25 protein-coding genes are annotated in these 23,355 nt (G+C 64.3%); 13 read left to right on the top strand and 12 right to left on the bottom strand.

Annotated features, from left to right (window positions below; all coding sequences use genetic code 11):
- The first annotated feature begins 107 nt into the window (after window positions 1–107).
- Complete coding sequence (locus KMZ68_RS17615) at window positions 108–1,226, top strand: branched-chain amino acid ABC transporter substrate-binding protein (protein WP_215606042.1); 1,119 nt, start codon at window positions 108–110, stop codon at window positions 1,224–1,226.
- A 148-nt stretch (window positions 1,227–1,374) separates the two neighbouring features.
- Window positions 1,375–2,370 carry a P1 family peptidase gene (locus KMZ68_RS17620; RefSeq protein WP_215612471.1) on the top strand — a complete coding sequence of 332 codons (996 nt, stop codon included), beginning with the start codon at window positions 1,375–1,377 and terminating at the stop codon, window positions 2,368–2,370.
- 202 nt (window positions 2,371–2,572) lie between these two features.
- On the opposite strand, the gene KMZ68_RS17625 is transcribed toward KMZ68_RS17620, so the two are convergent.
- Window positions 2,573–3,187, bottom strand: a complete 615-nt coding sequence (locus KMZ68_RS17625; protein WP_215612472.1) for an EF-hand domain-containing protein — start codon at window positions 3,185–3,187, stop codon at window positions 2,573–2,575.
- 274 nt (window positions 3,188–3,461) lie between these two features.
- On the opposite strand from KMZ68_RS17625, the gene rpe reads away from it, so the two are divergent.
- Entirely contained in the window at window positions 3,462–4,163 is a 702-nt protein-coding gene (gene rpe, locus KMZ68_RS17630) for a ribulose-phosphate 3-epimerase (protein WP_215612473.1), read from the top strand.
- Between the two features lie 61 nt (window positions 4,164–4,224).
- The gene (locus KMZ68_RS17635; protein WP_215612474.1) at window positions 4,225–4,776 is read left to right on the top strand and encodes a hypothetical protein; all 552 of its coding nucleotides are present in this window, start codon (window positions 4,225–4,227) and stop codon (window positions 4,774–4,776) included.
- Here KMZ68_RS17635 and KMZ68_RS17640 read toward each other — a convergent pair.
- The 4 genes from KMZ68_RS17640 to KMZ68_RS17655 form a co-directional block, all read right to left on the bottom strand.
- Entirely contained in the window at window positions 4,761–5,054 is a 294-nt protein-coding gene (locus KMZ68_RS17640) for an antibiotic biosynthesis monooxygenase (RefSeq protein WP_215612475.1), read from the bottom strand. The two genes, KMZ68_RS17635 and KMZ68_RS17640, sit on opposite strands and share 16 nt — an antisense overlap.
- 123 nt (window positions 5,055–5,177) lie before the next feature.
- The gene (locus KMZ68_RS17645; RefSeq protein ID WP_215612476.1) at window positions 5,178–6,629 is read right to left on the bottom strand and encodes a serine/threonine protein kinase; all 1,452 of its coding nucleotides are present in this window, start codon (window positions 6,627–6,629) and stop codon (window positions 5,178–5,180) included.
- Window positions 6,630–6,632: 3 nt separating this feature from the next.
- The gene (locus KMZ68_RS17650; protein WP_215612477.1) at window positions 6,633–7,373 is read right to left on the bottom strand and encodes a metallophosphoesterase family protein; all 741 of its coding nucleotides are present in this window, start codon (window positions 7,371–7,373) and stop codon (window positions 6,633–6,635) included.
- Between the two features lie 156 nt (window positions 7,374–7,529).
- Window positions 7,530–8,126 carry a TetR family transcriptional regulator gene (locus KMZ68_RS17655; RefSeq protein WP_215612478.1) on the bottom strand — a complete coding sequence of 199 codons (597 nt, stop codon included), beginning with the start codon at window positions 8,124–8,126 and terminating at the stop codon, window positions 7,530–7,532.
- 398 nt (window positions 8,127–8,524) lie between these two features.
- On the opposite strand from KMZ68_RS17655, the gene purB reads away from it, so the two are divergent.
- Complete coding sequence (gene purB / locus KMZ68_RS17660; RefSeq protein ID WP_215612479.1) at window positions 8,525–9,832, top strand: adenylosuccinate lyase; 1,308 nt, start codon at window positions 8,525–8,527, stop codon at window positions 9,830–9,832.
- 95 nt (window positions 9,833–9,927) lie between these two features.
- Here purB and KMZ68_RS17665 read toward each other — a convergent pair whose 3' ends face one another.
- Window positions 9,928–10,761 (bottom strand): FTR1 family iron permease, encoded by an 834-nt coding sequence (locus tag KMZ68_RS17665; protein ID WP_215612480.1) that lies wholly within the window; start codon window positions 10,759–10,761, stop codon window positions 9,928–9,930.
- Window positions 10,762–10,771: 10 nt separating this feature from the next.
- Window positions 10,772–11,128 carry a cupredoxin domain-containing protein gene (locus KMZ68_RS17670; protein WP_249779391.1) on the bottom strand — a complete coding sequence of 119 codons (357 nt, stop codon included), beginning with the start codon at window positions 11,126–11,128 and terminating at the stop codon, window positions 10,772–10,774.
- Between the two features lie 212 nt (window positions 11,129–11,340).
- On the opposite strand from KMZ68_RS17670, the gene murI reads away from it, so the two are divergent.
- From murI to KMZ68_RS17685, 3 genes are all read left to right on the top strand, one after another.
- Entirely contained in the window at window positions 11,341–12,138 is a 798-nt protein-coding gene (gene murI, locus KMZ68_RS17675; protein WP_215612481.1) for a glutamate racemase, read from the top strand.
- A 19-nt stretch (window positions 12,139–12,157) separates the two neighbouring features.
- On the top strand, window positions 12,158–12,937 hold the full coding sequence (locus KMZ68_RS17680; protein WP_215612482.1) for an HpcH/HpaI aldolase family protein: 780 nt from the start codon (window positions 12,158–12,160) through the stop codon (window positions 12,935–12,937).
- Window positions 12,938–13,025: 88 nt separating this feature from the next.
- Complete coding sequence (locus tag KMZ68_RS17685; protein ID WP_215612483.1) at window positions 13,026–13,415, top strand: cupin domain-containing protein; 390 nt, start codon at window positions 13,026–13,028, stop codon at window positions 13,413–13,415.
- A gap of 30 nt (window positions 13,416–13,445) precedes the next feature.
- On the opposite strand, the gene KMZ68_RS17690 is transcribed toward KMZ68_RS17685, so the two are convergent.
- A complete protein-coding gene (locus KMZ68_RS17690) occupies window positions 13,446–14,630 on the bottom strand; it encodes an SGNH/GDSL hydrolase family protein (RefSeq protein ID WP_215612484.1) in 1,185 nt (394 codons plus the stop codon).
- Between the two features lie 145 nt (window positions 14,631–14,775).
- Between KMZ68_RS17690 and KMZ68_RS17695 the strand changes: the two genes are divergently transcribed.
- From KMZ68_RS17695 to KMZ68_RS17710, 4 genes are all read left to right on the top strand, one after another.
- Window positions 14,776–15,555: an acyltransferase gene (locus tag KMZ68_RS17695; RefSeq protein WP_215612485.1), complete on the top strand. Its 780-nt coding sequence runs from the start codon at window positions 14,776–14,778 to the stop codon at window positions 15,553–15,555.
- Between the two features lie 248 nt (window positions 15,556–15,803).
- The gene (rpsD, locus tag KMZ68_RS17700; protein WP_215606026.1) at window positions 15,804–16,421 is read left to right on the top strand and encodes a 30S ribosomal protein S4; all 618 of its coding nucleotides are present in this window, start codon (window positions 15,804–15,806) and stop codon (window positions 16,419–16,421) included.
- Between the two features lie 175 nt (window positions 16,422–16,596).
- Window positions 16,597–17,667: a threonine aldolase family protein gene (locus KMZ68_RS17705; RefSeq protein ID WP_215612486.1), complete on the top strand. Its 1,071-nt coding sequence runs from the start codon at window positions 16,597–16,599 to the stop codon at window positions 17,665–17,667.
- A 248-nt stretch (window positions 17,668–17,915) separates the two neighbouring features.
- Window positions 17,916–18,758: an outer membrane protein gene (locus KMZ68_RS17710; protein ID WP_215612487.1), complete on the top strand. Its 843-nt coding sequence runs from the start codon at window positions 17,916–17,918 to the stop codon at window positions 18,756–18,758.
- A gap of 163 nt (window positions 18,759–18,921) precedes the next feature.
- On the opposite strand, the gene KMZ68_RS17715 is transcribed toward KMZ68_RS17710, so the two are convergent.
- The 4 genes from KMZ68_RS17715 to grxD all read right to left on the bottom strand — a co-directional run bounded on the left by KMZ68_RS17715 (window position 18,922) and on the right by grxD (window position 21,739).
- Window positions 18,922–19,371 (bottom strand): cupin domain-containing protein, encoded by a 450-nt coding sequence (locus KMZ68_RS17715; RefSeq protein ID WP_215606020.1) that lies wholly within the window; start codon window positions 19,369–19,371, stop codon window positions 18,922–18,924.
- Between the two features lie 132 nt (window positions 19,372–19,503).
- Complete coding sequence (locus tag KMZ68_RS17720; RefSeq protein ID WP_215612488.1) at window positions 19,504–20,805, bottom strand: serine hydrolase domain-containing protein; 1,302 nt, start codon at window positions 20,803–20,805, stop codon at window positions 19,504–19,506.
- Between the two features lie 44 nt (window positions 20,806–20,849).
- Window positions 20,850–21,404 carry an O-acetyl-ADP-ribose deacetylase gene (locus tag KMZ68_RS17725; protein WP_215616382.1) on the bottom strand — a complete coding sequence of 185 codons (555 nt, stop codon included), beginning with the start codon at window positions 21,402–21,404 and terminating at the stop codon, window positions 20,850–20,852.
- Between the two features lie 2 nt (window positions 21,405–21,406).
- A complete protein-coding gene (grxD, locus tag KMZ68_RS17730) occupies window positions 21,407–21,739 on the bottom strand; it encodes a Grx4 family monothiol glutaredoxin (RefSeq protein ID WP_215606018.1) in 333 nt (110 codons plus the stop codon).
- 302 nt (window positions 21,740–22,041) lie between these two features.
- Between grxD and egtB the strand changes: the two genes are divergently transcribed.
- A complete protein-coding gene (egtB, locus tag KMZ68_RS17735) occupies window positions 22,042–23,334 on the top strand; it encodes an ergothioneine biosynthesis protein EgtB (RefSeq protein WP_215612489.1) in 1,293 nt (430 codons plus the stop codon).
- The last annotated feature ends 21 nt before the right edge of the window (window positions 23,335–23,355 follow it).

Below are 23,355 nucleotides of genomic sequence, written 5' to 3' on the forward strand. Positions count from 1 at the left end.
GAAAATTGCCGATGACTTCGGACCAAATTCAGTCGACAATGCCAGCCTCTTCTCGAACCCGGCGAGGGGCCGGGTCCCTACCGTAGCGATTTTCGCGAGGACCAACCATGAAATCACTGAAACTCATCGGCCTGGCATTGGGCGCGACCTTCGCGCTGTCGACGGCAGCGCTGGCACAGGACATCTCCATCGGGGTAGCGGGCCCGATGACGGGCGGCGAATCCGCCTTCGGCCGGCAGATGAAGAACGGCGCCGAGCAGGCGGTGGCGGATCTCAACGCCGCGGGCGGATTGCTCGGCAAGAAGCTCGCGCTGCAGGTCGGTGACGATGCCTGCGACCCCAAGCAGGCCCGTTCGATAGCGGAAAAGTTCGCCAGCGCGAAAATCCCGTTCGTCGCCGGCCACTACTGTTCTTCGTCGTCGATCCCGGCGTCGGAAGCCTATGCCGACGGCAATGTGCTGCAGATTACCCCGGCCTCGACCAATCCGCTGTTCACCGAGCGCAAGCTCTGGAACGTGGCGCGGGTCTGCGGCCGTGACGATCAGCAGGGCCTGGTCGCCGCCGCATTCATTGCCAAGAACTACAAGGGCAAGAACGTCGCCATCCTCAACGACAAGACCACCTACGGCAAGGGACTCGCCGACGAGACCAAGAAGGCGCTCAACAAGGCTGGCTTCACCGAGAAGATGTTCGAGTCCTACAACAAGGGTGACAAGGACTTCACCGCGATCGTCTCACGCATGAAGCGCGACAATATCGACCTGGTTTATGTCGGCGGTTATCATCAGGAATCCGGACTATTGGTGCGCCAGATGCGCGACCAGGGCCTGAAGACCACCCTGATGGCCGGCGACGCGCTGGCCGACAAGGAGTTTGCATCGATCACCGGTCCCGCGGGCGAAGGCACGCTGTTCACCTTCGGACCCGACCCGCGCAACAAGCCGACTGCCAAGGCGATCGTCGAGAAGTTCAAGGCCAAGAACATCGATCCCGAAGGCTACACCCTCTACACCTACGCCGCGATGCAGGTCTGGTCGCAGGCGGTGAAGAAGGTTGGCAGCACCGATCCGAAGAAGGTCATGGACGCGATCAAGGCCGGCGCATGGGACACCGTGATCGGCAAGCTTGAATTCGACGCCAAGGGCGACATCAAGGTACTCGACTATGTCGTCTACAAGTGGGACGCCAAGGGCAACTACGTCGAGATCAACCCGAAGGGTTCGTAAGTCTCGGCAGGTTCCATCAGGACATCAAACGCCCCGGTTCGCCGGGGCGTTTTTTTGTTGGTAGCGAGCCGATGGGAGCATCGCTGCGTGCGGCGCGGTTGACCGGAGCGCGGCCCTGCGCTCATCTGCGCTCCGCAGGGAACGTCGCATGAAAAATCTCCTCACTGATATTGCCGGCGTCCGCGTCGGCCACGCCGACGACGCCACGTTGGCCTCCGGCGTCACCGCCGTGATCTTCGATACGCCGGCAGTGGCGGCGATCGACATTCGCGGCGGCGGTCCCGGTATCCGCGAGGGCGCGGTGCTCGACCTCGCCAATACCGTGGAGCAGATCCACGGCATCGCGCTTTCGGGCGGCTCGGCGTTCGGGCTCGAGGCCGGCGGCGGGGTGCAGGCCTGGCTCGCCGAGCAAGGCCGCGGCTTTGCGGTCGGCGGCGCGCTGATTCCGATCGTGCCCGGCGCGATCTGTTTCGATCTGTTGAACGGCGGCGACAAGGGCTGGGGCCGCTTCCCGCCCTACCGCGATCTCGGCTACGCCGCTGCCGTAGCGGCGGGCGAAGATTTCGCGCTCGGCAGCGCCGGCGCCGGGCTCGGCGCCACCACCGCCCCTTACAAGGGCGGCATCGGCTCGGCGTCGGCGGCGACGCGTAGTGGCGTCAAGGTCGCGGCCCTTGCGGTGGTCAATGCGGTCGGCAGCGTCACCGTCGGCGACGGGCCGTGGTTCTGGGCTGCGCCCTTCGAAAGCGGCGGTGAACTGGGCGGCCGCGGATGGCCGCCGCAGTTCACGCCCGAGATGCTGGCGATGCGGATCAAGGGCGGCGCGGCCGCGACCGCGGTGGAGAATACGACGCTGGCGGTGGTCGCAACCGACGCGGCGCTGACAAAGCCCCAGGCCCAGCGGCTGGCGATGATCGCGCAGACCGGATTTGCGCGCGCGATCTATCCTGTGCATGCGCCGCTCGACGGCGACGTGGTGTTCGCCGCAGCCACCGGCGAAAAGCCGATCGATCCGCTTGCCGGCCTCACCGAGCTCGGCATGGTCGCGGCCAATGTCGTGGCCCGCGCCATCGCGCGCGGCGTTTACGAGGCAACAGCCCTGCCCTTCCCCGGCGCGCTACCGGCGTGGAAAGACCGCTTCGGTTAGATGTGAGCGTTTTCCAGCTTACCCGAACAGTACGCTTCTCGCGGGGCCTCATGGTTCGAGACGCGCGAAGACGCGCTCCTCACCATGAGGGACTGAGACCTCATCCTGAGGAGCATCGCGAAGCGATGCGTCTCGAAGGATGGAGCATCTGAGGTGAAAATGGCTCTTGCGGCAGGATTTCACCCGCGCGCGTTTGGCGGAGTCAGGCGCTGACCGAAAGCGAGGCGGTCGTTGCGGACGAAATCGCCTTAACCTGCCGCGCAATCATCTGCTCGTTGAAATTATAGGACGAGGCCGCGGCGCCGGACTCGCCGGCCTGATGCTGGTGGCGGTGAACCTTGCCCTGCAGCGCCGACATCATCTCGTTGAGGCTGACCGAACCGTCGCCATCCTTGTCCAACTTGCTGAACACATCATCTGCCTGCGCGGTATTGGTTCCGCCGGCGCCGAGCGACTTCTCGAATTCCGATTTGCTGAGCTTGCCGTCGCCGTCGGCGTCGATCTGCGAGAACAGATCCTTCAGCGGGTTGGACCCGTCTGATGACGAAGCGCCGGCGGACCCGCCGGTCGAAGAATCCGTCTGGCCGAGCCCAGCGAGCAAGGCGCTCATCAGTTCGGGCGACAGCGCGCCGGACTTCGAGGAGGAGCCCTTCGGCGTCGCACTCGAACTGGACAACAAACCCGGGTTTTCGGTGCTGCCGAAGAAATCCGGCGTTTGCCTGTTCTGCGCGACACCGGTGGTCGAGGTCGACTTCCTTGCAGTGAGCGACTGCAGTGCGCCGAGAGCGGATGACGCGGCGGCGAGACCTAGCAGCATGGCAGAACTCCGACATTGGCCGCATGGCGCGGCCCTTCACTTCCATGCTGAACATTGAGCAAACGCCGTGCCACCGCGAAAACCCAATAAGACAGCGGCTCTTCGTCCCGGGCGATCCGCCGTTGCCCGGCAATTGATGCCGCCAACGGCAGAATTTTCCACTTCCCAAGCGTCGCCTGCCCGCATTGCCCCCGGGCTTGGCGCGTGTTACGCGAAAACCGTTCTGCACGCTTCCCGTTCTGCACGCTGGCAAAGTGGCCCGGAAACAGCGCACATGTCTCAGCAATTTGCTCCCCGCCCCCTGGTCATCGCGCCGTCGATCCTGGCTTCCGATTTCGCCAGGCTCGGCGAAGAGGTCCGCGCCGTCGATGCGGCCGGCGCCGACTGGATCCATCTCGACGTGATGGACGGCCATTTCGTGCCCAACATTTCCTACGGTCCCGACGTCATCAAGGCGATGCGGCCGCACACCAGGAAGGTGTTCGACGCGCATCTGATGATCTCGCCCTGCGATCCCTACCTCGAGGCCTTCGCCAAGGCTGGCTGCGATCAGATCACCGTGCATGCCGAGGCAGGCCCGCATCTGCATCGCTCGCTGCAGGCGATCCGCTCACTCGGCAAGAAGGCCGGCGTCTCGCTCAATCCGGGCACGCCGATCTCGGCAATCGAATATGTCATCGACCTCGTCGACCTGGTGCTGGTGATGTCGGTCAATCCCGGCTTCGGCGGCCAGGCCTTTATCCCCTCGGCGCTCGGCAAGATCCAGGATCTGCGCGCCATGACCGCAGGCAGGCCGATCGACATCGAGGTCGATGGCGGCGTCAGCCCCGATGTCTCCGGCCAGCTCGCCGCCGCCGGCGCCAATGCCTTTGTCGCCGGCTCCGCGGTGTTCAAGGGCGGCACCACGGAAAGCTACAAGGCCAATATTTCCGCGATCCGCAACGCGGCGGCGCTGGCGCGCGGCGAAGCGATCTGACGCATCCTGGTCGTTCCTGGTCGAACGCATTCCTGCGCTGCCGCGACCAACGAACATGACCATGGACGAATTGCGATCGACGTTGTTTTCGGCAGGGCTGCGGCGACTGCTTTCGGAAACGCTTGAACCCGGCGAGCGCGTGCTGTGGCAGGGCCAGCCCGACGGCGTTGCCGACATGATGATGTGGCGCTTTCTGTGGTGGATCGGATTTCCCTGGCTGCTCGTCACGGCGTTCGCGATCTCCCGGGGCTGGATCGACCAATCGACGCCATTCCTTCTGCTGTCCGGGGCCACGATGGTTGCGGCGCCGCCGGTGATGCTGTTGCACGACCTGCAGACGCTGTGCGTGATCACCAATCGCCGCGCGCTGATCCTGCGCACGGCCTGGGGCAAGCGGACCATGACCGCAACCGCCTTTGCGGACATGGACGCCACGTTCGAGATTCTCGACATCGGCCGCGGCGCCGGCCACCTGAATTTCGCCTCAGGGGTTTCGACCCGTTCTCCCGACACCGATTACACCGGCCGCTACGGCTTTCGCTGCATTCGCGACGCCTCGGCCGTACGGGATATTCTCGAGCGGGCGCGAGGACGCGGTCATGCCAGCGTATGAACGATCACCGGTCCGGCGACGGCCGTGGCTGGCCCGGTGAGCAGCGGCGTCAGATTCTGCTCGATCCAGGCGACACCGCGCCTGTTCGACTCCTCCGCGCCTGCGAAATTGTTGAAGATGCTGATCGCCGTCACCGTGTCGTCGGGCGCATAGACCACGTAATAGGCGATGAAGCCTTCGACATCACTGATGATTGGAATGGCGCCTTCCTTGATCCTGCGTGTCAGCTCTTCGGCCATGCCGGCCTTGGCCTTGCCCTGACGAATGGCGGCGTACATGGGAAATCCTCCTTCACGAACGGCAGAACCCCCGCGCCGAACCTTACGCCATCCCGCGCAACCGCGCCATCCAGCGTTGGCCGACCAACCGATCGAGGGCAGCCGCCCGAAAGTGGAGCGCAGCTAGAACATTGCCTCCCCGGGCTCCTTGCTGGTTCCCTCCAGCTCCTGCAGCGGCGCCTGCCGCGGCGGCCGCACGACGGTCACGCTACACGGCGCTTCCGCCGCCACCTTGGCGGAGACGCTGCCGAGCAGCGTGCGCACCAGCGAATTCTGGCGCGCGCCGATCACGATGTGATCGACATGATTGGCTTCGGCGAATTCGAGGATCGCCGTCGCTGGATCGATCGCTTCCAGCACATGCACCGTGAGCCGGTCCTCGTCGAGCTTCAGCGGCGATGCCCAGTGCTTGAGCGCGACCATCCGGTCGATGTGCTTGTTGTTGCCCTCTTCGTCGAGGGTCCGGTCGATGGTGACGCGGCCGAGTTTCAGGACGTTCAGGCAGGCCAGCCTCGCGGAAGGCAAAGTGGCGAGAATCCTTTGGGCGGTGACGCGCAGCGCCTCATTGAGCTGCTCCGATCCCTCCGTGGTGTCGATCGCGACCGTCAGGATCGGGCATGAAGCCAGTTGCGCCGCCAGATCGGCTTTCGGCTTCGGATGCGTCAGGCCGCGATTGAAACGGCGGCGCCAGACCGTGCTGAGGGGATCGCGCACCAGGCGCTCCGCTCGCGCGGTCAGCTTGACCTGGCCGGGATGGCCGAGATCGAACGCCAGATGCGACGCCGTCGGATAACGCCAGACCGGCTCGATCTCCAGGCAGCGCAGCACGATCTCCTGCAGCCAGGGCGGATAATCCGCCCGCAGCCGGCGCGGAGGGTGCGGATCTCGCCACAGCCGCCGTCGCATGCCGCGCAGGGTTTCGGTCTCGCCGAACGGCCGTTCGCCCGTGGTGAAGAAGTAGAGCAGCACCCCCAGCGAAAACAGGTCGCTGCGCGGATCGTCGCGCACGCCGAGCAGCCGCTCCGGCGCCATATAGGGCGCAGTGCCATAGGGCAGGCGGAATTCTTCCTGCAGCAAGTCCGGCAACTGGTTGTGATGCGACAAACCAAAGTCGATCAGCACGGCTTCGCCGCTGTGACGAAACATGATGCTGCTCGGCTTGATGTCGTGATGGATGACGTTCTGCGTGTGCAGGTCGGCCAGCGCGGTGGCGATCTTGCCGACGATCGCCCTCGCCTCTTCGTAGGAGATCGGCAGTTCGCTCAGGCGCTCGTACAGCGTCTTGCCCGGAATGCGTTCGATCACGACATAGGGCTGGCGGGCGAAGTCGCCTGCCCCGAAGCAGGCCGGCACGTGCGGGCCCGACAACCGCGGCAGGATCATCTGCTCCATCTCGAAGCCGACGATGGCGGCGGGATCTTCCCCTTCGGAAATCCGCGGCACCTTCATCAGCATCGGCGTGTCGCTGTCGGGCCAGGTCACGCTCCACAGCGTCGCCATGCCGCCACTATGGACGCGCTCTCCGACCGTGAAGCCGTCGATGACGGCGCCGGGCTCAACCAGCGTCTTGACCATCGCCTACCTCCCGACCTTGAGCCGGTCGGCCAGCCAGAGCGGCAGCCCGTTTTCGCGAATCCGCCGCGCCGCCGCCTCGACGTCGTAGGGCACGCGGCAATAGGTGACTTCCCCGGTTGCGGTATCAAGCATCGCAAACGAAGCCGCCGGATTGCGGTCGCGCGGTTGCCCCACCGAGCCGAGAACGGCGAGCCAGCGCCTGCCGCCAAGCAATTGAACCGGCACCCCCGATGTCGGGATGAAACTCGTCATCTTGGCGGTTGCCGACATCGAGTAGAGCGACGGCTGATGGATGTGGCCGCAGAATGTGACGTGGGCGTCGGTCGCCACCAGGCTGCGCGCGGCGTCCGCCGTGCTCTGGACGTAGCGCCATCGCACGGGCGTGGAGGCCTCGGAATGGACGTAGAGGCGATCGTCCTCCTTTTGCGTCAGCGGCAGTTCCGCCAGAAAGCGCCGCTGTGCCGCATTCAGCCGCCCGCGCGTCCATTCGATCGCGGCCTGGGCCTCGGCGTTCATGGTCTCGGAAGGCGTGCTGATGGCGTTGTCGTGGTTGCCGCGCACGGCCATCGCCCCGCTGTTGACGAGGTCCATCACCGTCTCGACCGTCCATTCCGGATCGGCGCCGTAGCCGACGTAATCACCGAGACAAACGAGCCGTTGCGCGCCGCGCGCCCGCGCATAATCGAGGCAGGCGCTGAACGCCTGCCGGTTGGCATGGATATCCGCAAAGACAGCCAGCAGCACAATTTCCTCCGTCCGCATGATATCGGCCGCGCCGGTGCACGAATTGAGGGATATCAAACAACACGGCGAGGCCGTCCCGCAATCGCGCTGATGGCGGCGATCGGATCGGCAGATACGGTGTGTTGGTGTGCTGCGGCGATTCGCGCGCAGAGAAATTTATCGCTTGCCCGGCGCTTCCAGCCCCTTGAGCAGCAGCGCCAGCACGGCGTCGATTCTTGCTGCGAGCCCGGCATCGTTCCATTCCTCGGAATGGGCGGGATGATGGAAACGGATGGTGGCGTCGAACACCGCACGCGAAGTTGCCTTGACGTCGGCGATCTCGAACACGCCCTGCTCGACGCCGTCGGCCAGAATACGTTCGACCTGATCGCAGAGGCATTCCTTGTGCGAACTCACCGCCTGACAGGCTTCCTGAGCCAGCGCCAGATAGGTCGCGAACATCTCGGGATCGTCGGACAGTTTCTTGTGCTTGTTCGCAAACAGCGTGCGTAGCCAGCGCTCCAGCCGGGCCGGCGCCGGTCCCGACTCGTCCACGATCTTCTGCAACGGCGCGTTGAAGCGGTCGAGCCAGCGTTTGGCCACCGCCTGGCGCAGCGAGGCCTTGCTCGGAAAATGCCGGTAGACGCTGCCATGGCTGACATCGAGCGCGCGGGCGACGTCGACCACGGTGGCCTTCGCCAAACCGTAGCGGCGCAGCACGTCCTCGGTGACTTCGAGGATCCGCTCGGGGGTCAGAACTACATTCTCGTTCATGCGCGTACCGTCTGCTTCCAGTCGTTGTGGGGGGCGGCCACGCCGCCCTCTTAACGGGCTAACCGGCTGGCCTGCGCTTCAAGGTGGCGGGCAACCTGGGCATTGAGCCATCGTGTGATTTGTTGGGTCAGATGAAAGATCTCGATCGTCATGGCGAAGTCCTCTGCAAATCAGCTGGCCCGCGGTCGATCGGCCGGCGGGCGAAGCTGACGCCGCAATATTGGCGTCGAAGGCTATATAGCCTATCTCGCTGACAGATTTCAGTATCTGTCAGTCAATATTTCGTGAGCGGTTATCCTTGGCCATCCGGCGGCGCAACGGACCGCCGGGGCGGCGTTTGTCTCACCGGGGCGGCTCTGCTAAAGCGCGGCGTAACCCCTGAAACGTCAGAGTCGTCGATGATCCCCCGCTATACCCGCCCGGAAATGGCCTCCATCTGGGAGGCCCAGACACGCTTCAAGATCTGGTTCGAGATCGAGGCGCATGCGGCGGACGCACTGGCCGAACTCGGGGTAATCCCGAAAGAGGCCGCCAGGACCATCTGGGCCAAGGCCAAGAATGCCACCTTCAACGTCGATCGGATCGACGAGATCGAGCGCGAAACCAAGCACGACGTCATCGCCTTCCTCACGCATCTGGCCGAGATCGTCGGCCCCGAGGCGCGCTTCGTGCACCAGGGCATGACCTCCTCCGACGTGCTCGACACCTGCCTCAATGTGCAGCTGACCCGAGCCGCCGACCTCCTGATTGCCGACGTCGACAAGGTGCTGGCGGCGCTGAAGAAGCGCGCCTTCGAGCACAAGATGACGCCAACCATCGGCCGTTCCCACGGCATCCATGCCGAGCCGGTGACGTTCGGGCTGAAGCTCGCCTATGCCTATGCGGAATTCACCCGCGCCCGCGAGCGGCTGGTGGTCGCCCGCAAGGAAGTCGCAACCTGCGCGATCTCCGGCGCGGTCGGCACCTTCGCGCAGATCGATCCGCGCGTGGAGGCCCATGTCGCCAAGGCGATGGGACTTGCGGTCGAACCGATCTCCACGCAGGTGATCCCGCGCGACCGCCACGCGATGTATTTCGCGACGCTGGGCGTCATCGCCGCCTCGGTCGAACGGCTCGCCACCGAGATCCGGCATCTGCAGCGCACCGAAGTGCTGGAGGCCGAAGAGTTCTTCTCCGAGGGGCAGAAGGGTTCCTCGGCGATGCCGCACAAGCGCAACCCGGTGCTGTCGGAAAACCTCACCGGCCTGTCGCGCATGGTGCGTGCCTATGTGACCCCGGCGATGGAGAATGTCGTTTTGTGGCACGAGCGCGATATCTCGCACTCCTCGGCCGAACGCATGATCGCGCCCGACGCCACGGTCACGCTCGACTTCGCGCTCAATCGGCTGGCGGGCCTGGTCGACAAGCTCTTGATCTACCCCGAGAAAATGCAGAAGAACCTCGACCGCCTCGGCGGCCTCGTGCATTCGCAGCGGCTATTGATCGCGCTGACGCAAAAGGGCTGCAGCCGCGAGGAATCCTACAAACTCGTTCAACGCAACGCGATGCCGGTGTGGCGCGGCCAGGGCGATTTCCAGACGCTGCTGAAAAAGGACGCCGAGGTGAAGAAGTACCTCAGCGATGCCGAGATCGAGGAACAGTTCGACCTCGGCTATCACTTCAAGCACGTCGACACGATCTTCAGGCGCGTGTTCGGCGAAGCGTGACGCGAAGCGTCGCGACAGGCCGCGTTGTCGCGAACGGCGGCGTGCGGCGGGGCGATGCTACCCGCCTCGAACTGCCGAAAGCCTGGGCCGGAATTTCAACCGTGCGCCGGCTCCGGCATCGCCTTGGCGGCCGAGCCGTAGATCCGCATCAATACGAAGGTCACCAGCAGGATGGCGAGATAGACCGCAAGCTGCATCGCAGTGGGCTGATCGGTGTAACCGATCAGCGTGTGCAGCGCGCGGCCGAGGAAACTGGAATCCGACAGCAGCCAGCCGGAGTCCCAGACCACCTTGTCCATCGCCGTCAGCCAATTGGCCTGTTCGAGGAAGTGGGTCGCCTGTGCCGCCATGCCGGCGGCCAATAGCGCGATCAATACCGTTGTGGTGGCGAACAGCGCGCGCATGGGAATGTGGACCAGGCCGGCATAGGTCAGCACACAGACGAGCGCGCCGAGCAGAAGTCCGCCGAAGCCGCCGAGCGCCACGCTCCAGGCCGAATCGTCCCCCGCCGCCAGCACGCCGTACAGAAACAGCACCACTTCGCTACCCTCGCGCAGCACGGCGACACCGACCACGACCGCGAGCGCCAACAGCGACTTCGACCCCTCGACCACCGCCCGTCCGGCGGACCGCAGTTCGCCGGCGAGTTCGCTGCCATGACGCGCCATCCAGACATTGTGCCAGGTCAGCATCACGACGGCGACGGTCAGGATCGCCGCGTTGAACAGTTCCTGCCCCATCCCCGCAAACAGATTGGAGAGCGCACCGGCGAACGCCGCGACCACGCAGGCGGCCAGCACACCCGCCAGCACGCCGCCGCCGATCCAGCGATTGCGGTGCGGAACGGCACGCGTGACCGCGAGCACGATGCCGATGATCAAACCGGCCTCGAAAACCTCGCGGAAGACTATGATCAGCGCAGCGAGCACGACGCCCCTTTTACTTCACGACCAACGCGCCGCGGGCCGTCTTCTCATTGTACTCGTCGAAGAACTCGTAGCGGCCGGGCTTTTGCGCGCGGACATTGATGATCGCATCGCCGCCGCCGGCAACCACTTTCTCGACCTTCAGTGTCTTGCTCTCGAATTCCATCGCCTTGGCGTCGAGATTTTTCAGCTTGATCACAACAGGCGTGTTGGCGGCCGCGCTGATCTCGGCCGGCTCGAACTTCTTGTCCTTGTAGCTGAGCTGGATCTCGGTGGCGGTCTGCGCGCCGGCGGTCGACATGGCAGATACCGATGCAAGGCACAGCGCTACGAAAAACGCGGTTTTCGAAAGCATGGGCGAGGCAAACATGATCGTTCTTTCATGGGGGGCTGATATCAGGCCGCTGTTAGCCGCTGCGCGGCTATGACGCAAAAAGACTCGCTCTAATTTGGAGCAATTCTAAGGACTTGGCCGCAACTCGCCGGCGGCTTCGGGCCGGCTCCCCCGCCCCGCCCTGCGCCTTCCTCACAGCCCAGCAATAACAACTGAATGGTAACCCCGGATCGGCTAAGATTGCGACCGTGTCAGCGCCTCCGACGATTCTGGTCTTCGATTCCGGCCTTGGCGGGCTCACGGTCTTGCGTGAGATCGTCCGGGCGCGGCCCGACGCGCATTATGTCTATGTCGCCGACGATGCGTTCTTTCCCTACGGGCACCACAGCGAGGAGCAGATCATCGCGCGGGTGGTGCCGCTGATCGGCGAACTGATCGCCGCACGCGCCCCCGACCTGGTCGTGATCGCCTGCAACACCGCTTCCACGCTGGTGATGTCGCATCTGCGCGCCGAATACCAGGTGCCCTTTGTCGGAACGGTGCCCGCGATCAAGCCGGCCTGCGCCAGTTCCAGAACCAAGCGGGTGTCGGTGCTCGGTACCAAGGGCACCGTCCAGCGCGAATACACCAGGGCGCTGATCCGCGACTTCGCGCAAGGCTGCGAAGTGACGCTGGTGGGGTCGCCGGAGCTCGCCTCATTGGCGGAAACGGCGTTGAGCGGCGAAGCGGTAGGCGATGCCGCGATCGCAGCCGAGATCGCGCCGTGCTTTGTCGGGGCCGGCGCAAGTGATCCGGCCCGCACCGACACCGTGGTGCTGGCCTGCACCCATTATCCCCTGCTGCTGGATCGCCTCAAAAGGCTGGCGCCGTGGCCGGTGGACTGGATCGATCCCGCACCCGCGATCGCGCGGCGGGTGTCGGATTTGCTCGGGCCTCCCGGCAGCGAGGCCGATCACGCCGGCGCCGAAATGAATTTCACCTCCGGCCGTCCGCACACTCTGAGCCGGGCGCTGACGCCGTTTTTCGGCGGCCGCGTCCCGGCGTGATCACGATGGAGCTTCGCATTTGACGTCCCCGACGCCCGCGCCCCTCAACCGCCTCCGCAAACTGTGGCGGGAGGGACGTCCCACCTTCGGAGCCATTGCGACCATTCCGAGCATCCAGACCGTGCAGATCATGGCCCATTCGGGGCTCGACTGGATCATCGTCGACCTCGAGCACGGCCCGATCGATCTCGGCTCCGCGCATGCCATGATCACGGCCACCTCGGGCACGCCCTGTATCCCGCTGGCGCGGATTGCATCCAACGAACCCTGGCTGGCGAAGGCGCCGATGGACATCGGCGCGCTCGGCATCAATTTTCCGATGATTTGCAGCCGCGGGGACGCCGAAAAAGCCGTGCGCAGCGTGCGCTATCCGCCGCGCGGCGACCGTCTGTGGGGACCGTTCCACGCGCCGTTCCGCTGGGGCGTCTCGATGCAGGACTACATGGCGACCGCCGACGACGACATGATCTGCATGATCACCATCGAGCATGTCGATGCGGTCGAGCGCATCGACGAGATCATGGCTACCCCCGGCATCGACGTCGCGGTGATCGGCCCCGGCGACCTCGCGACCTCCATCAACAAGCGCGGCCGCATTGACGATCCCGAAGTCCAGGCCCTGATGGCGCGGGCCGAGGCCGGCATTCTCAACAGCGGCGTGCCGATCGGCGGCGTCGCGCGCACCGCCGAACAAGCCAATGCGATGATCGATCGCGGCTATCTGGCTCTGGCGCTCGGCTTCGACTGGTCGCTGTTTCAGCGCGGTATCGCGGCGAGTTTCGAAGGCATCAAGCGCTGAAGTGCGCCGCACCGGCCAACGCATCTCGCGCGCGCTTTTGCCTCGACCGCGGCGCTGCTAGTCTCCCTGCACAGGGAGAAAAGAAAACATGATCAAGAAGATCGTATTCGGACTGACCATCGTCGTTATTGCCTGCACCGGCGGCGCCATCGCCCAGCAGGGCGGCATCAAGCGCACGCCGCTGCAGCGAATCGAATTTCCGGAAGGCTACGCCACCGTGACAGCGATCGCCGAGATCCAGCCGGGCGGCCGCGCGGGACGTCATACCCATCCCGGTATCGAGACCGGCTACCTCCTGGAAGGCGAAGCCGACCTTCTGATCGATGGCCAGCCGGACCTGCACCTGAAGGCCGGCGATTCCTATTCGATCCCGGCAGGCGCGATCCATGACGCCAAAGTTCACGGCGACAAGGCATTGAAAGTGCTTGGGATCTATGTCGTTGACAAGACCAGGCCACTGGCCTCGCCGGCGCCATAGACAGAACCTTACGGCCTTCAGCCGGCGTCATCATTCCGGCGAACGAATCCCCGCCGATACGATGTTGTTTTCGGACAGCAGGCCGAGAACGCGTTCGGCGACAAGCTTGTGGCCCTCGGGCGTCCAATGCGTGCCTTCGGATGCGCCCGGATAGAAACCGGCGCCGTCAAAGCTGACAAAGGGGATTCGCTCGGCCTGCAGATACCGAATGAGTTCGGGATCCCTGTATTGAAGGCCGACGAGAAACTTGCCGCCATTCGCCTGCACGAAATCACGCATCGTGCCGACAAGCCGCTCGGTCGGGTCCGGCACCGAAAGCAAGGGATGCCGGACCTTGAGGTAAACCGCGGACACCAGCCGGCCAAGCCACAGATGGCGCACCAGCCAGTCTTCCTTGATGACCTGCAGACGCGACTTGGGGACCGGCTGTCCGCGGAGCACCAGCGAGCCATCCGCCGCCGTGACGAAATAGGGCTTCTGATAGCCCTCATAGCGAATGTTGGTGCTGTTATCCTGGCGATCGTTCTGGGTGCAGAATATCAGCACCACCACGGCAGGCTTTATCGTCGGCCATAGCCGCTGCAGCAGCAGATACTCCTGGTCGGTGCCGAATCCCGAGACACCCGCGGCGACGATGTTGTGACCGGGGACGCGCTTTCTCAACAAGTCGCTGAAGCGTTGATCGGCCTCGGCATCCAGTCCCCAAACGAAGGAATCGCCGAGGAACATGATGGTCGGTCGGGCATCGGGAACGAACTCGATGTCGCGCAGACCAAGGCTGTTATGTTGCACGTGAAAGGTACGTGCATTGGTGACGACAGAACTCGAATTCGGCGCCGGAAACCATCCGAGCTCCGCGTCGTGGCGATAGCTCAGCGAACGCTCGTTGACGCCCTCCCGCAACTCCCGGAAATCGGCAATGCGGAGAAGGATTTCCAGCGCCGCCAGGGTGGCAATCGTCACCGCCAGCGCGACGGCGGCCGAACGGAGTATTTCCCTGGGTCGTCCCGCCTTGGCGAGATCATCCATTGTTTCACCGGCACTGACGGCCCAGGTGCACGCGCAGCGGCTGGGCCAACCCAGATTCGCCCCGGATCGGATGCGGCATGGTCGCCGTGGCTCTATCGTCCGACGGTCCAATAAAACCGCACCCAAAGGGATGCCTGCAATGTGCCTGAGGCCACCGGTCCACGCCAGAATCTCAAGCACATTCAAGCTAGCTATGATAAGAGGCGCCGAAGTAGCTATGATTGATTGATATCAAAGACTGGCGTTAGGTCCGTCTGTTCGTGCTAGATGGAGGCTTGGCGGACGAGGCGGTCCGGCTCCTCTTTGCTGTTGCGGGAATCCGAGTGGAACGATGCGCGGAACGGTTCGAAAAATTTCAATGCCGCGCCGCCTCGTCGCTGACCTCATGCACGCATCGATCGGCGTACCCTTCGTTTCGCTCACCCGCGCCCTCGACGTCAGGCCATTGCTGGAGGCCCGCGCGCTCGCGGTGCAGCCGCCCGGCTGGGCCGCGATCTTCGTCAAGGCGTTCGCGCTGGTGGCGAAGGACGAGCCCGTCCTGCGCACGCTCTACGCCAAATGGCCGTGGCCGAGTTTCTACGAACTGCCGCGCAGCATCGCGATGGTTGCCATCGCGCGCGTCGAGGACGGCCGCGATTGTGTCTTGCCGCAAAAGGTCCCCTCGGCGGACGCATCGCCGTTAAGCGAGATCGATGCGCAGATCCGGCACGCCAAGAATGCGCCGGTCGGCGAGGTACCGGCCTTTCGCAAGATATTGCGGGTGACGCGGTTGCCGCTGCCGCTGCGGCGGTTCATGTGGCTGGTGGGTCTGAATTTCGGCCGCCAGCGCGCCAACTGGTTCGGCAGTTTTGGCGTGACCTCGGTGGCCGCCTACGGGGCGGGTGAGCTGCACGCGCTGAGCCCGGGGCCGTTCATCCTCAGCTACGGCGTGGTCGAGCCCGACCAGACCATCAATGTCGTGATCCGCTGGGATCACCGGATCACCGACGCGGCCCTGATCGCCAAGACCCTGACCCGCCTGGAACAGGTGCTGAACAGCGAGATCGCAGCCGAATTGAGCGGCCAGAGCCAGCAGGCCGAGCAAAAACCGGTCCGGGCGGTCGCGACCTGACGGCCCTGCCCCCGCGGCCCGGCCAATAGGTCCGTTTTGGCCCCCAGCAACCCCGGGCCTTTTGATTGACAGGACGGTGGTTTCTCCCTAGAAAACGCCTGCTCGCGGGCCGGTTTCGGCCCGCGTTGCGTTTCGCGACCCGTGGCCCGTCCCTTCAAGCTTTGGGGGTTGGGCCTGTCGGCACCGGGAACTTCCCGGCGCACAGGAGGGCGCGTTTCCTCAAAACTCAAACCTTTAAAGAGGACGCGATGACTAAGCGCAGTGAGGCGAAATACAAGATCGATCGCCGTATGGGCCAGAACATCTGGGGCCGCCCGAAGAGCCCCGTGAACCGCCGCGAATATGGCCCCGGCCAGCACGGCCAGCGCCGCAAGGGCAAGCTCTCCGACTTCGGCGTGCAGCTGCGCGCCAAGCAGAAGCTGAAGGGCTACTACGCCAACATCTCCGAGCGCCAGTTCCACGGCATCTACGTCGAAGCCGGCCGGATGAAGGGCGACACCGGTGAAAACCTGATCGGCCTTTTGGAGCGCCGTCTCGACACCGTGGTCTACCGCGCCAAGTTCGTGGCTACCATGTTCGCCGCGCGCCAGTTCATCAATCACGGCCACGTCAAGGTGAACGGCCGCCGCGTCAACATCGCGAGCTACAAGGTCAAGGTAGGCGACCTCATTGAGGTCAAGGAATCCTCCAAGCAGCTCACCGTGGTTCTCGAAGCGAGCCAGCTTTCCGAGCGCGACGTGCCCGACTTCCTCGAAGTTGATCACGGCAAGATGACTGCGAAGTTCGCCCGCATCCCCGCGCTCTCAGACGTGCCGTTCGCGGTGCAGATGGAACCGCATCTGATCGTCGAATTCTATTCGCGCTGATTTTCTCCTCGGCGCTGTCAAGAGATCAAAGGCCCCGGTTTTGCCGGGGCCTTTTTGTTTCGTCATGCCCGGGCTTGTCCCGGGCATCCACGTCTCTATGGTCGCACCAGCCAAGCAATACGTGGATGGCCGGGACGAAGCCCGGCCATGACGTCGTAAATGACGAGACCTTCCCATGACCTATTACACCCCTGCCCCGCCGGATCCGAAAGCGCCCCCAGTCCGCATCAACCTGCTGTCGGATACCCAGACCCGCCCGACTTCAGGCATGCGCGAGGCGATCGCGCGCGCCGAGGTCGGCGACGAGCAGATCGGCGACGATCCGACCGTGAACCTGTTGTGCGAGCGGGTGGCGGACCTGCTCGGCAAGGAGGCCGCCGTGTTCCTGCCATCGGGCACCATGTGCAACGTCACTGCGACGCTGGTGCATTGCCGGCCCGGCGACGAGATCCTGGCGCATGAGAGCGCGCACATCATCGCCCGCGAAGGCGGCGCCCATGCCGCGCTCGGCGGTTTCCAGATCACGCCGCTCAAGGGCGCCGACGGACAATTTACGCCCGACGCCCTTCGTGCCGCACTGCACCCGCGCTCGCGTTACCAGCCGCCGCAGACCGTGGTCAGCGTCGAACAAACCGCCAATATCGGCGGCGGCACGATCTGGAAGAAAGCCGACCTCGACGAGGTCGTGCAAATCGCCAGGTCGAACGGCATGGCCACCCACATGGACGGCGCGCGGCTCTTGAACGCCTGCGTCGCCACCGGCATCAACGCGCGCGATATGGCGGCGGGCTGGGACTCGGCCTGGATCGATTTCTCCAAGGGATTGGGCGCGCCGGTCGGCGCCGCCATCGCCGGCAGCCGCGACTTCATCGACGAGGTCTGGCGCTGGAAGCAGCGCCTGGGCGGCTCGATGCGCCAGGCCGGCATCTGCGCCGCAGCCTGCGTCTATGCGCTCGACCACCACGTCGACCGGCTGGCAGAGGATCACGCCAACGCCCGCGCGCTGGCGCGGGACCTGTCGCAAATCCAGGGCATCGAGGTGCAGCAGCCCGAGACCAACCTCGTGTTCTTCAAGCCCGATGGCGCCGGCGTATCCGGCGACGACATGGTCCGGGGCTTGCGCCGGCGCGGCGTGCTGCTCGCGATGATGGACGGCCGGATCAGGGCCTGCACCCATCTCGATGTTACCGCAGGGATGATCGAGGAGACGGTCGGGCTGGTGCGCCAGATCGTGCGGGGGGCGTAGGACCGGCGATCTATCCTCAGAGATCGGCTGGCGAAACGGATGGTTGGGCCGGCCTTGCGATGTCGCCGCGGACCTCCGCGAGTATCGCGGTTGAAAGTGTGGCGCCAATGCAACATTTGGCATCAAACGCCTGTGTGGATCCAGACTCGTATGGCCGTCTATTCAGCAACTGCCTAACGTTTGATCCGATGGGCCAAGGCATCTCCGGCCAGCGGAGTGCACGGCCAAGATGTCGAAACGCGCCAAAGATGAAGATTTTCGCTTCAGCTGCTTGTTTGTTGATGCTGACGGGATCGGCCTTTGCCCAATTGGCGCCAGCTCCACCCGGACCGGTTTCCGCGAACGCAAGCGGTTGGGTCGGCGGCGCTCAGTTCGGATACAATTGGCAGCGCGGTTCGTTGGTGTACGGGTTTGAATCCGATCTATCAGCGATGCATCTTAAGAGTGAAATCACCAGTCCACCTGCCAATGTATTCGCTGCCGGCTTGCAACCCCTCTTTGTGGCCCCCTTAGCATCCCCGGACAACACGAACGCGAGCATCGACTGGTACGGCACCGTCCGCGCGCGTTTGGCCTTTGCTGCAGGTTCATTCCTGTTCTACGGCACCGGCGGCCTGGCCTATGGCAAGGTTGACCTCAGCCAAACCAATTCCGCGATTCCCGCGGTCACCGCAACGCCTCTGAACTTTGTAGTTGCCAATTTGCAGACGTCGTCTCAGACATCGTCGACGAAGGTTGGCTGGGTTGCGGGCGGCGGTATCGACTATATGCTGAATCGAAACTTGATCCTGAATTTCGCGTACCAGTACGTGGATCTCGGATCGGCAAGCCTGACCTCGATACCGCAGGGTCCCTTTCAACCCGTTGGATCAAACGCAAGCGTGCATGCGCAATTTCAAGTGGTCACGGTCGGGTTGAGCTGGCGGTTCTCTCCGCCTGAAACTGCCGTCGCGAGCAGTCAAAAGCCGAAATCCGGGCCACGGCAATTACCGTCGAATCCCTGGGAAGGCATCTATGTCGGCGGCCATGCAGGCGGCGCGTGGGGCAACGAGACGACCGCAACTCAGCCTTTATTCGCCGTACCAAACTGATTCAAAACGGCCCTGTCGGTCAGCTGCGCGGCGAAGGTTCAAGCAAGACATCTTCGCCATCTTCCGTTTCCATCTGCGGCCTCCCACGAACGCGGTCCCGCAATGAAGCGGTAGACCCGAAGAGTGCCACCGCACAGTTTACAGCGGCGAACGCGATGGGCCTTCACCCCTTCCGTGTATGCCCCCAGGTCTCGTCCCAGTCCTGGCCCGCGGCGTCGATGACGCGGCCGTCGGCTTCGAAGAACTTGTTGGGGACCTGGAAGATCGCGAGCATCAGCCCGCCCTGCGGACACCAGGCGACGTGGCGGCTGCCCTCCTCGCGCCAGATGAATTCGCCGGCCTTGCATTCGATGCCCTTGGCCGGACCTTCCTTGTCGACCAGGCTGCCTTCCAGCACATAAGTCTGCTCGATGTTGACGTGCTCGTGGTCCGGCAGCACCGCGCCCGGTGCGAACCGCATCAAGGCGGTCATCAGGCCGGTCTTGTGATCGAACAATAGCGTCTTGGCTTCGCAGCCGGGGAAGCGGGTCTTCTGCCACTCCATGCTGTCGGGACGAACGAGGTGGGAATGCGTATCGGCGGTCTGCGGGCCCTTCGGCGTCACGGCGTCCATGGCGATGCTTCCTTCCGTTTATTGTTATGGCAGCGATGATAGCAGCTTTGCCTGCGCCCACCAGCCGGCGCTGGAGCGAACCCGATCCCGCTTCGCATCGCAGCAGAGGCGCGACGTGGACCTCATCCGCCGTCAGCGACCGAGCGCCTCGTAGATCAGCGTCTTCAGCGCCAGTTGAATCCGTCCGCTCTGCGACGGCGCCTGCATCATGAAGATCGCGAACATGTCGTCGCGCGGATCGATAAAGAAAAAGGTTCCGCCGGCCCCGTCCCAGCGAAATTCGCCCAACGGCCACGACGTGTTCGGCGGCACCGACGTGCGCACCGCAAAGCCGAGCCCGAAGCCGGAGCTCTCGCCGGGAAAATAGAACTGGTCGCGGGCAATCCCGGTTTCCGGGCCGATATGATCGGACGCCATCAGCGCGATCGTTTCCGGCTTGAGGTAGCGCCTGCCGTCCACGGTGCCACCGTTGAGCAGCATCTGTGCGAAACGGGCATAGTCGCCGATCGTCCCGACCATGCCGGCGCCGCCGGATTCCCAGCGCCGCCGCAGCATCGGATCGCGGATGCCGGCGACGGGACCGCCAAAGCGATCGTTCGGCATCGGCTGCGCAATGCGCGGCCGCTTCGCCTCATCGGCGAGGTAGAAAGCGGTTTCGGTCATGCCCAGCGGATCGAGCAGCCGCTGCTTTTCAAATGCAAACAGCGATTGCCCCGATGCGACCTCGATGACGCGGCCGAGCACGTCGGTCGAATGGCCGTAGTCCCACATCATTCCCGGCTGTTCGGCGAGCGGCAGCCTGGCGATACGCTCGGCGAACGCGGCGTTGTCGAAATCGCCGTCGAACAGATCCGAATTCGCATAGCGTTTTCGCACCGGACTGTCGCCATAGAAGCCGTAGGTCAGGCCCGAGGTGTGGCGCAGCAGGTCCTTGACGGTAATCGGGCGGTTGGCCGGCTCATACACCAGCACCGGCTCGCCGCGTTCATCGCGCCTTTCGGCGCCGACCTTCACGTCGGCGAAGCCGGGGATGTATTTTGACACGGGATCGGCGAGCCCGAGCTTGCCGTCCTCGACCAGCAGCATCGCCGCCACCGACGTGACGGCCTTCGACATCGAATAGATCCGGAAGATGGTGTCCGCGGTCATCGGATGCCGGCTTTCGACGTCGCGGACCCCGAAGCTTTCGAGAAAGACGGCACGGCCGTGTTGCTGGATCAGCATGACCGCGCCCGCGATCTTGCCGGTTGCGACCTCGTTGCGGATGAAGTCGCCGACGCGCGCCAGTTTGTCGGGCGAGAAGCTCGACCGGTCGGCAGGCGTTGATTCGGCAGCGGCGGTGTTCGGCCGAATGACGACCGCGAGAAGCAGCAGCGCAAGCACGGCTGCAACCGGGCGCCTCCGCCCGAAGCCGTCAGTTCTCCGTCGCGTCATCGATCCGTTTCTGCATCGCCGGCCGGTGCATTTTACCGGCCGTCTCAATCGGCACAAGGGCTGCCGAATTCAGCCATCGCCTGCGCATGCCGGGCGGCGCTCTGCCCGGAAAAGCAGCAGAAGATGATGCGGCTGAGCGCCGGCGCCGCCGGCAGCGCTGCAGCCGTCGCTGCCACCGCGATCCGCGCCGCGCGACCGGCGGGGAAGCCATAGATGCCGGTGGAAATGGCGGGAAAGGCGATCGAGGCAAGGCCGTGGGCCTGGCAGAGGTCGATCGCGCTGGTGTAGCACGACGCCAGCGCGTCATCTTCGCCGGCGTTGCCGCCGCGCCAGACCGGGCCGACGGCATGAATCACATGCCGCGCCGGAAGCCGGTAGCCTCTGGTGATCTTGGCGCCGCCGGGCTCGCAGCCATGGAGGGTGCGGCATTCGGCGAGCAGCTCGGGCCCCGCCGCGCGGTGGATCGCGCCATCGACGCCGCCCCCGCCGAGCAGGGACGCATTAGCGGCGTTGACGATGGCGTCAACGCTCAAGGTGGTGATGTCGGCGACAATGACTTCGAGACGCGCCGTACCGATCTGGCGCGCGGCCAAGCTCAGGCCTAGGCCGCGGCGTTGACGGTGACACCCTTGTCGGCAAAGAGCTGCTGCAGCTCGCCGGCCTGGAACATCTCGCGGACGATGTCGCAGCCGCCGACGAACTCGCCCTTGACGTAAAGCTGAGGAATGGTCGGCCAGTTCGAATAGGCCTTGATGCCGTCACGCAGGTCCGCGGATTCCAGCACGTTGAGGCCCTTGTAGCCGACCCCGACGTGGTCGAGGATCTGCACCACCTGACCGGAAAAACCGCACTGCGGAAACTGCGGCGTTCCCTTCATGAACAGTACGACGTCGTTCGACTTCACTTCGTTGTCGATGAATTGCTCGATGCTCATATTGGCGTCCTTTTGCGGCATAACCTTCCCGGGCTGGCGTCGACCCGTAAGCCCGACACTACCTATATATGTACCTCAAACCGTTGTGCATCCAAAGTAAAATGGCGGGGAGCTGGCATGCGCCGGCTCTCCGCCGTCCGGATATCCCCAAGGCGCGTGGCGAAGGGCGGGCCATAGCCGGAAGGCAGCGACATCATAGCCCGGGGAGGCTTTTATCCCCGCCGGAAACCCCTATCTAGGACAGACTGTTCCCGGGGAACCCCTCTGCCGGATCGACGTTCTCTCCCCAACCGGAGACACCAGTGACGAAACCAGCATCCGCTGCGCCCGCCATCGCCGCCCCTTGCCCGTCATTATTCTCCGATTCAGGCAGCCTCGCCCAGAATCTGGTGGAAGCCTATCTGACGGTCCGCAACGAGACCGAGCGCAGGGCCGCCCCGCTGTCGCCCGAGGATCAGCAGATCCAGTCGATGACGGACGCCAGCCCCGCGAAATGGCATCGCGCCCATACCACCTGGTTCTTCGAGCAATTCCTGCTCGGCGAACACTGCGAGGGCTACGAGCCCTTCCACCCCGACTACGCCTTCCTGTTCAATTCCTATTATGTCAGCGCCGGCCCCAGGCACGCCCGCCACCAGCGCGGCCTTCTGACCCGCCCCGGCGCCGAGGACATCACCGCTTACCGCCGGCATGTCGATGCGGCGGTGGTGAAATTCTTCCACGAGGCCGGCGAGGACGCGCTGCGGGCGATCGCGCCGCTGGTCGAGACCGGCCTCAACCACGAACAGCAGCATCAGGAATTGATGCTGACCGACATCCTGCATGCCTTCGCGCAAAACCCGATCCCGCCGGCTTACGATCCGGCGTGGCGCTTTCCCGCCTCGACCCGCAGCGGCGACGAAATTCGCGCCGGCGACGAAGTTCGCGCCGGCGAAGAATGGGTGAAGCTGAACGAGGGCATCCACACCGTCGGACACACCGATGACAGCTTTCATTTCGACAATGAGAAGCCCGCACATCGCGCCCTGGTCGGGCCGGTCAGGCTGGCGCGCAACCTCGTCACCAATGCCGAATGGCTCGCCTTCATGGCGGACGGCGGCTACGCGACGGCGACGCTCTGGCTGATGGACGGTTTTGCCACCGTCGAAAGGGAAGAATGGCAGGCGCCCGGTCACTGGCGTCAGGTCGACGGCGAATGGAAGATCATGACCTTGGCCGGACTTCAGGCCATCGATCCGTCAGCGCCGGTCTGCCACGTCAGCTATTACGAGGCCGATGCGTTTGCGCGCTGGCGCGGCCGGCATCTGCCGACCGAAATGGAATGGGAGGTCGCAGCCCGCGCCGGGCAACTCAACGACGCTTTCGGGATCGTCTGGCAATGGACCCGCAGCGCCTACAGCCCCTACCCCGGTTACCGCGCGATCGAGGGCGCGCTCGGCGAATATAACGGCAAGTTCATGGTCAACCAGCTGGTGCTGCGCGGCTCCTCGCTTGCAACTCCTGCCGGCCACAGCCGTATCAGCTATCGTAACTTCTTTTATCCGCACCATCGCTGGCAATTCACGGGACTGCGGCTTGCCGACTACGCCACCTGATTTTTCAAATTCAATCGCGCC

This window comes from Bradyrhizobium sediminis (assembly GCF_018736105.1).
Lineage (GTDB): Bacteria > Pseudomonadota > Alphaproteobacteria > Rhizobiales > Xanthobacteraceae > Bradyrhizobium.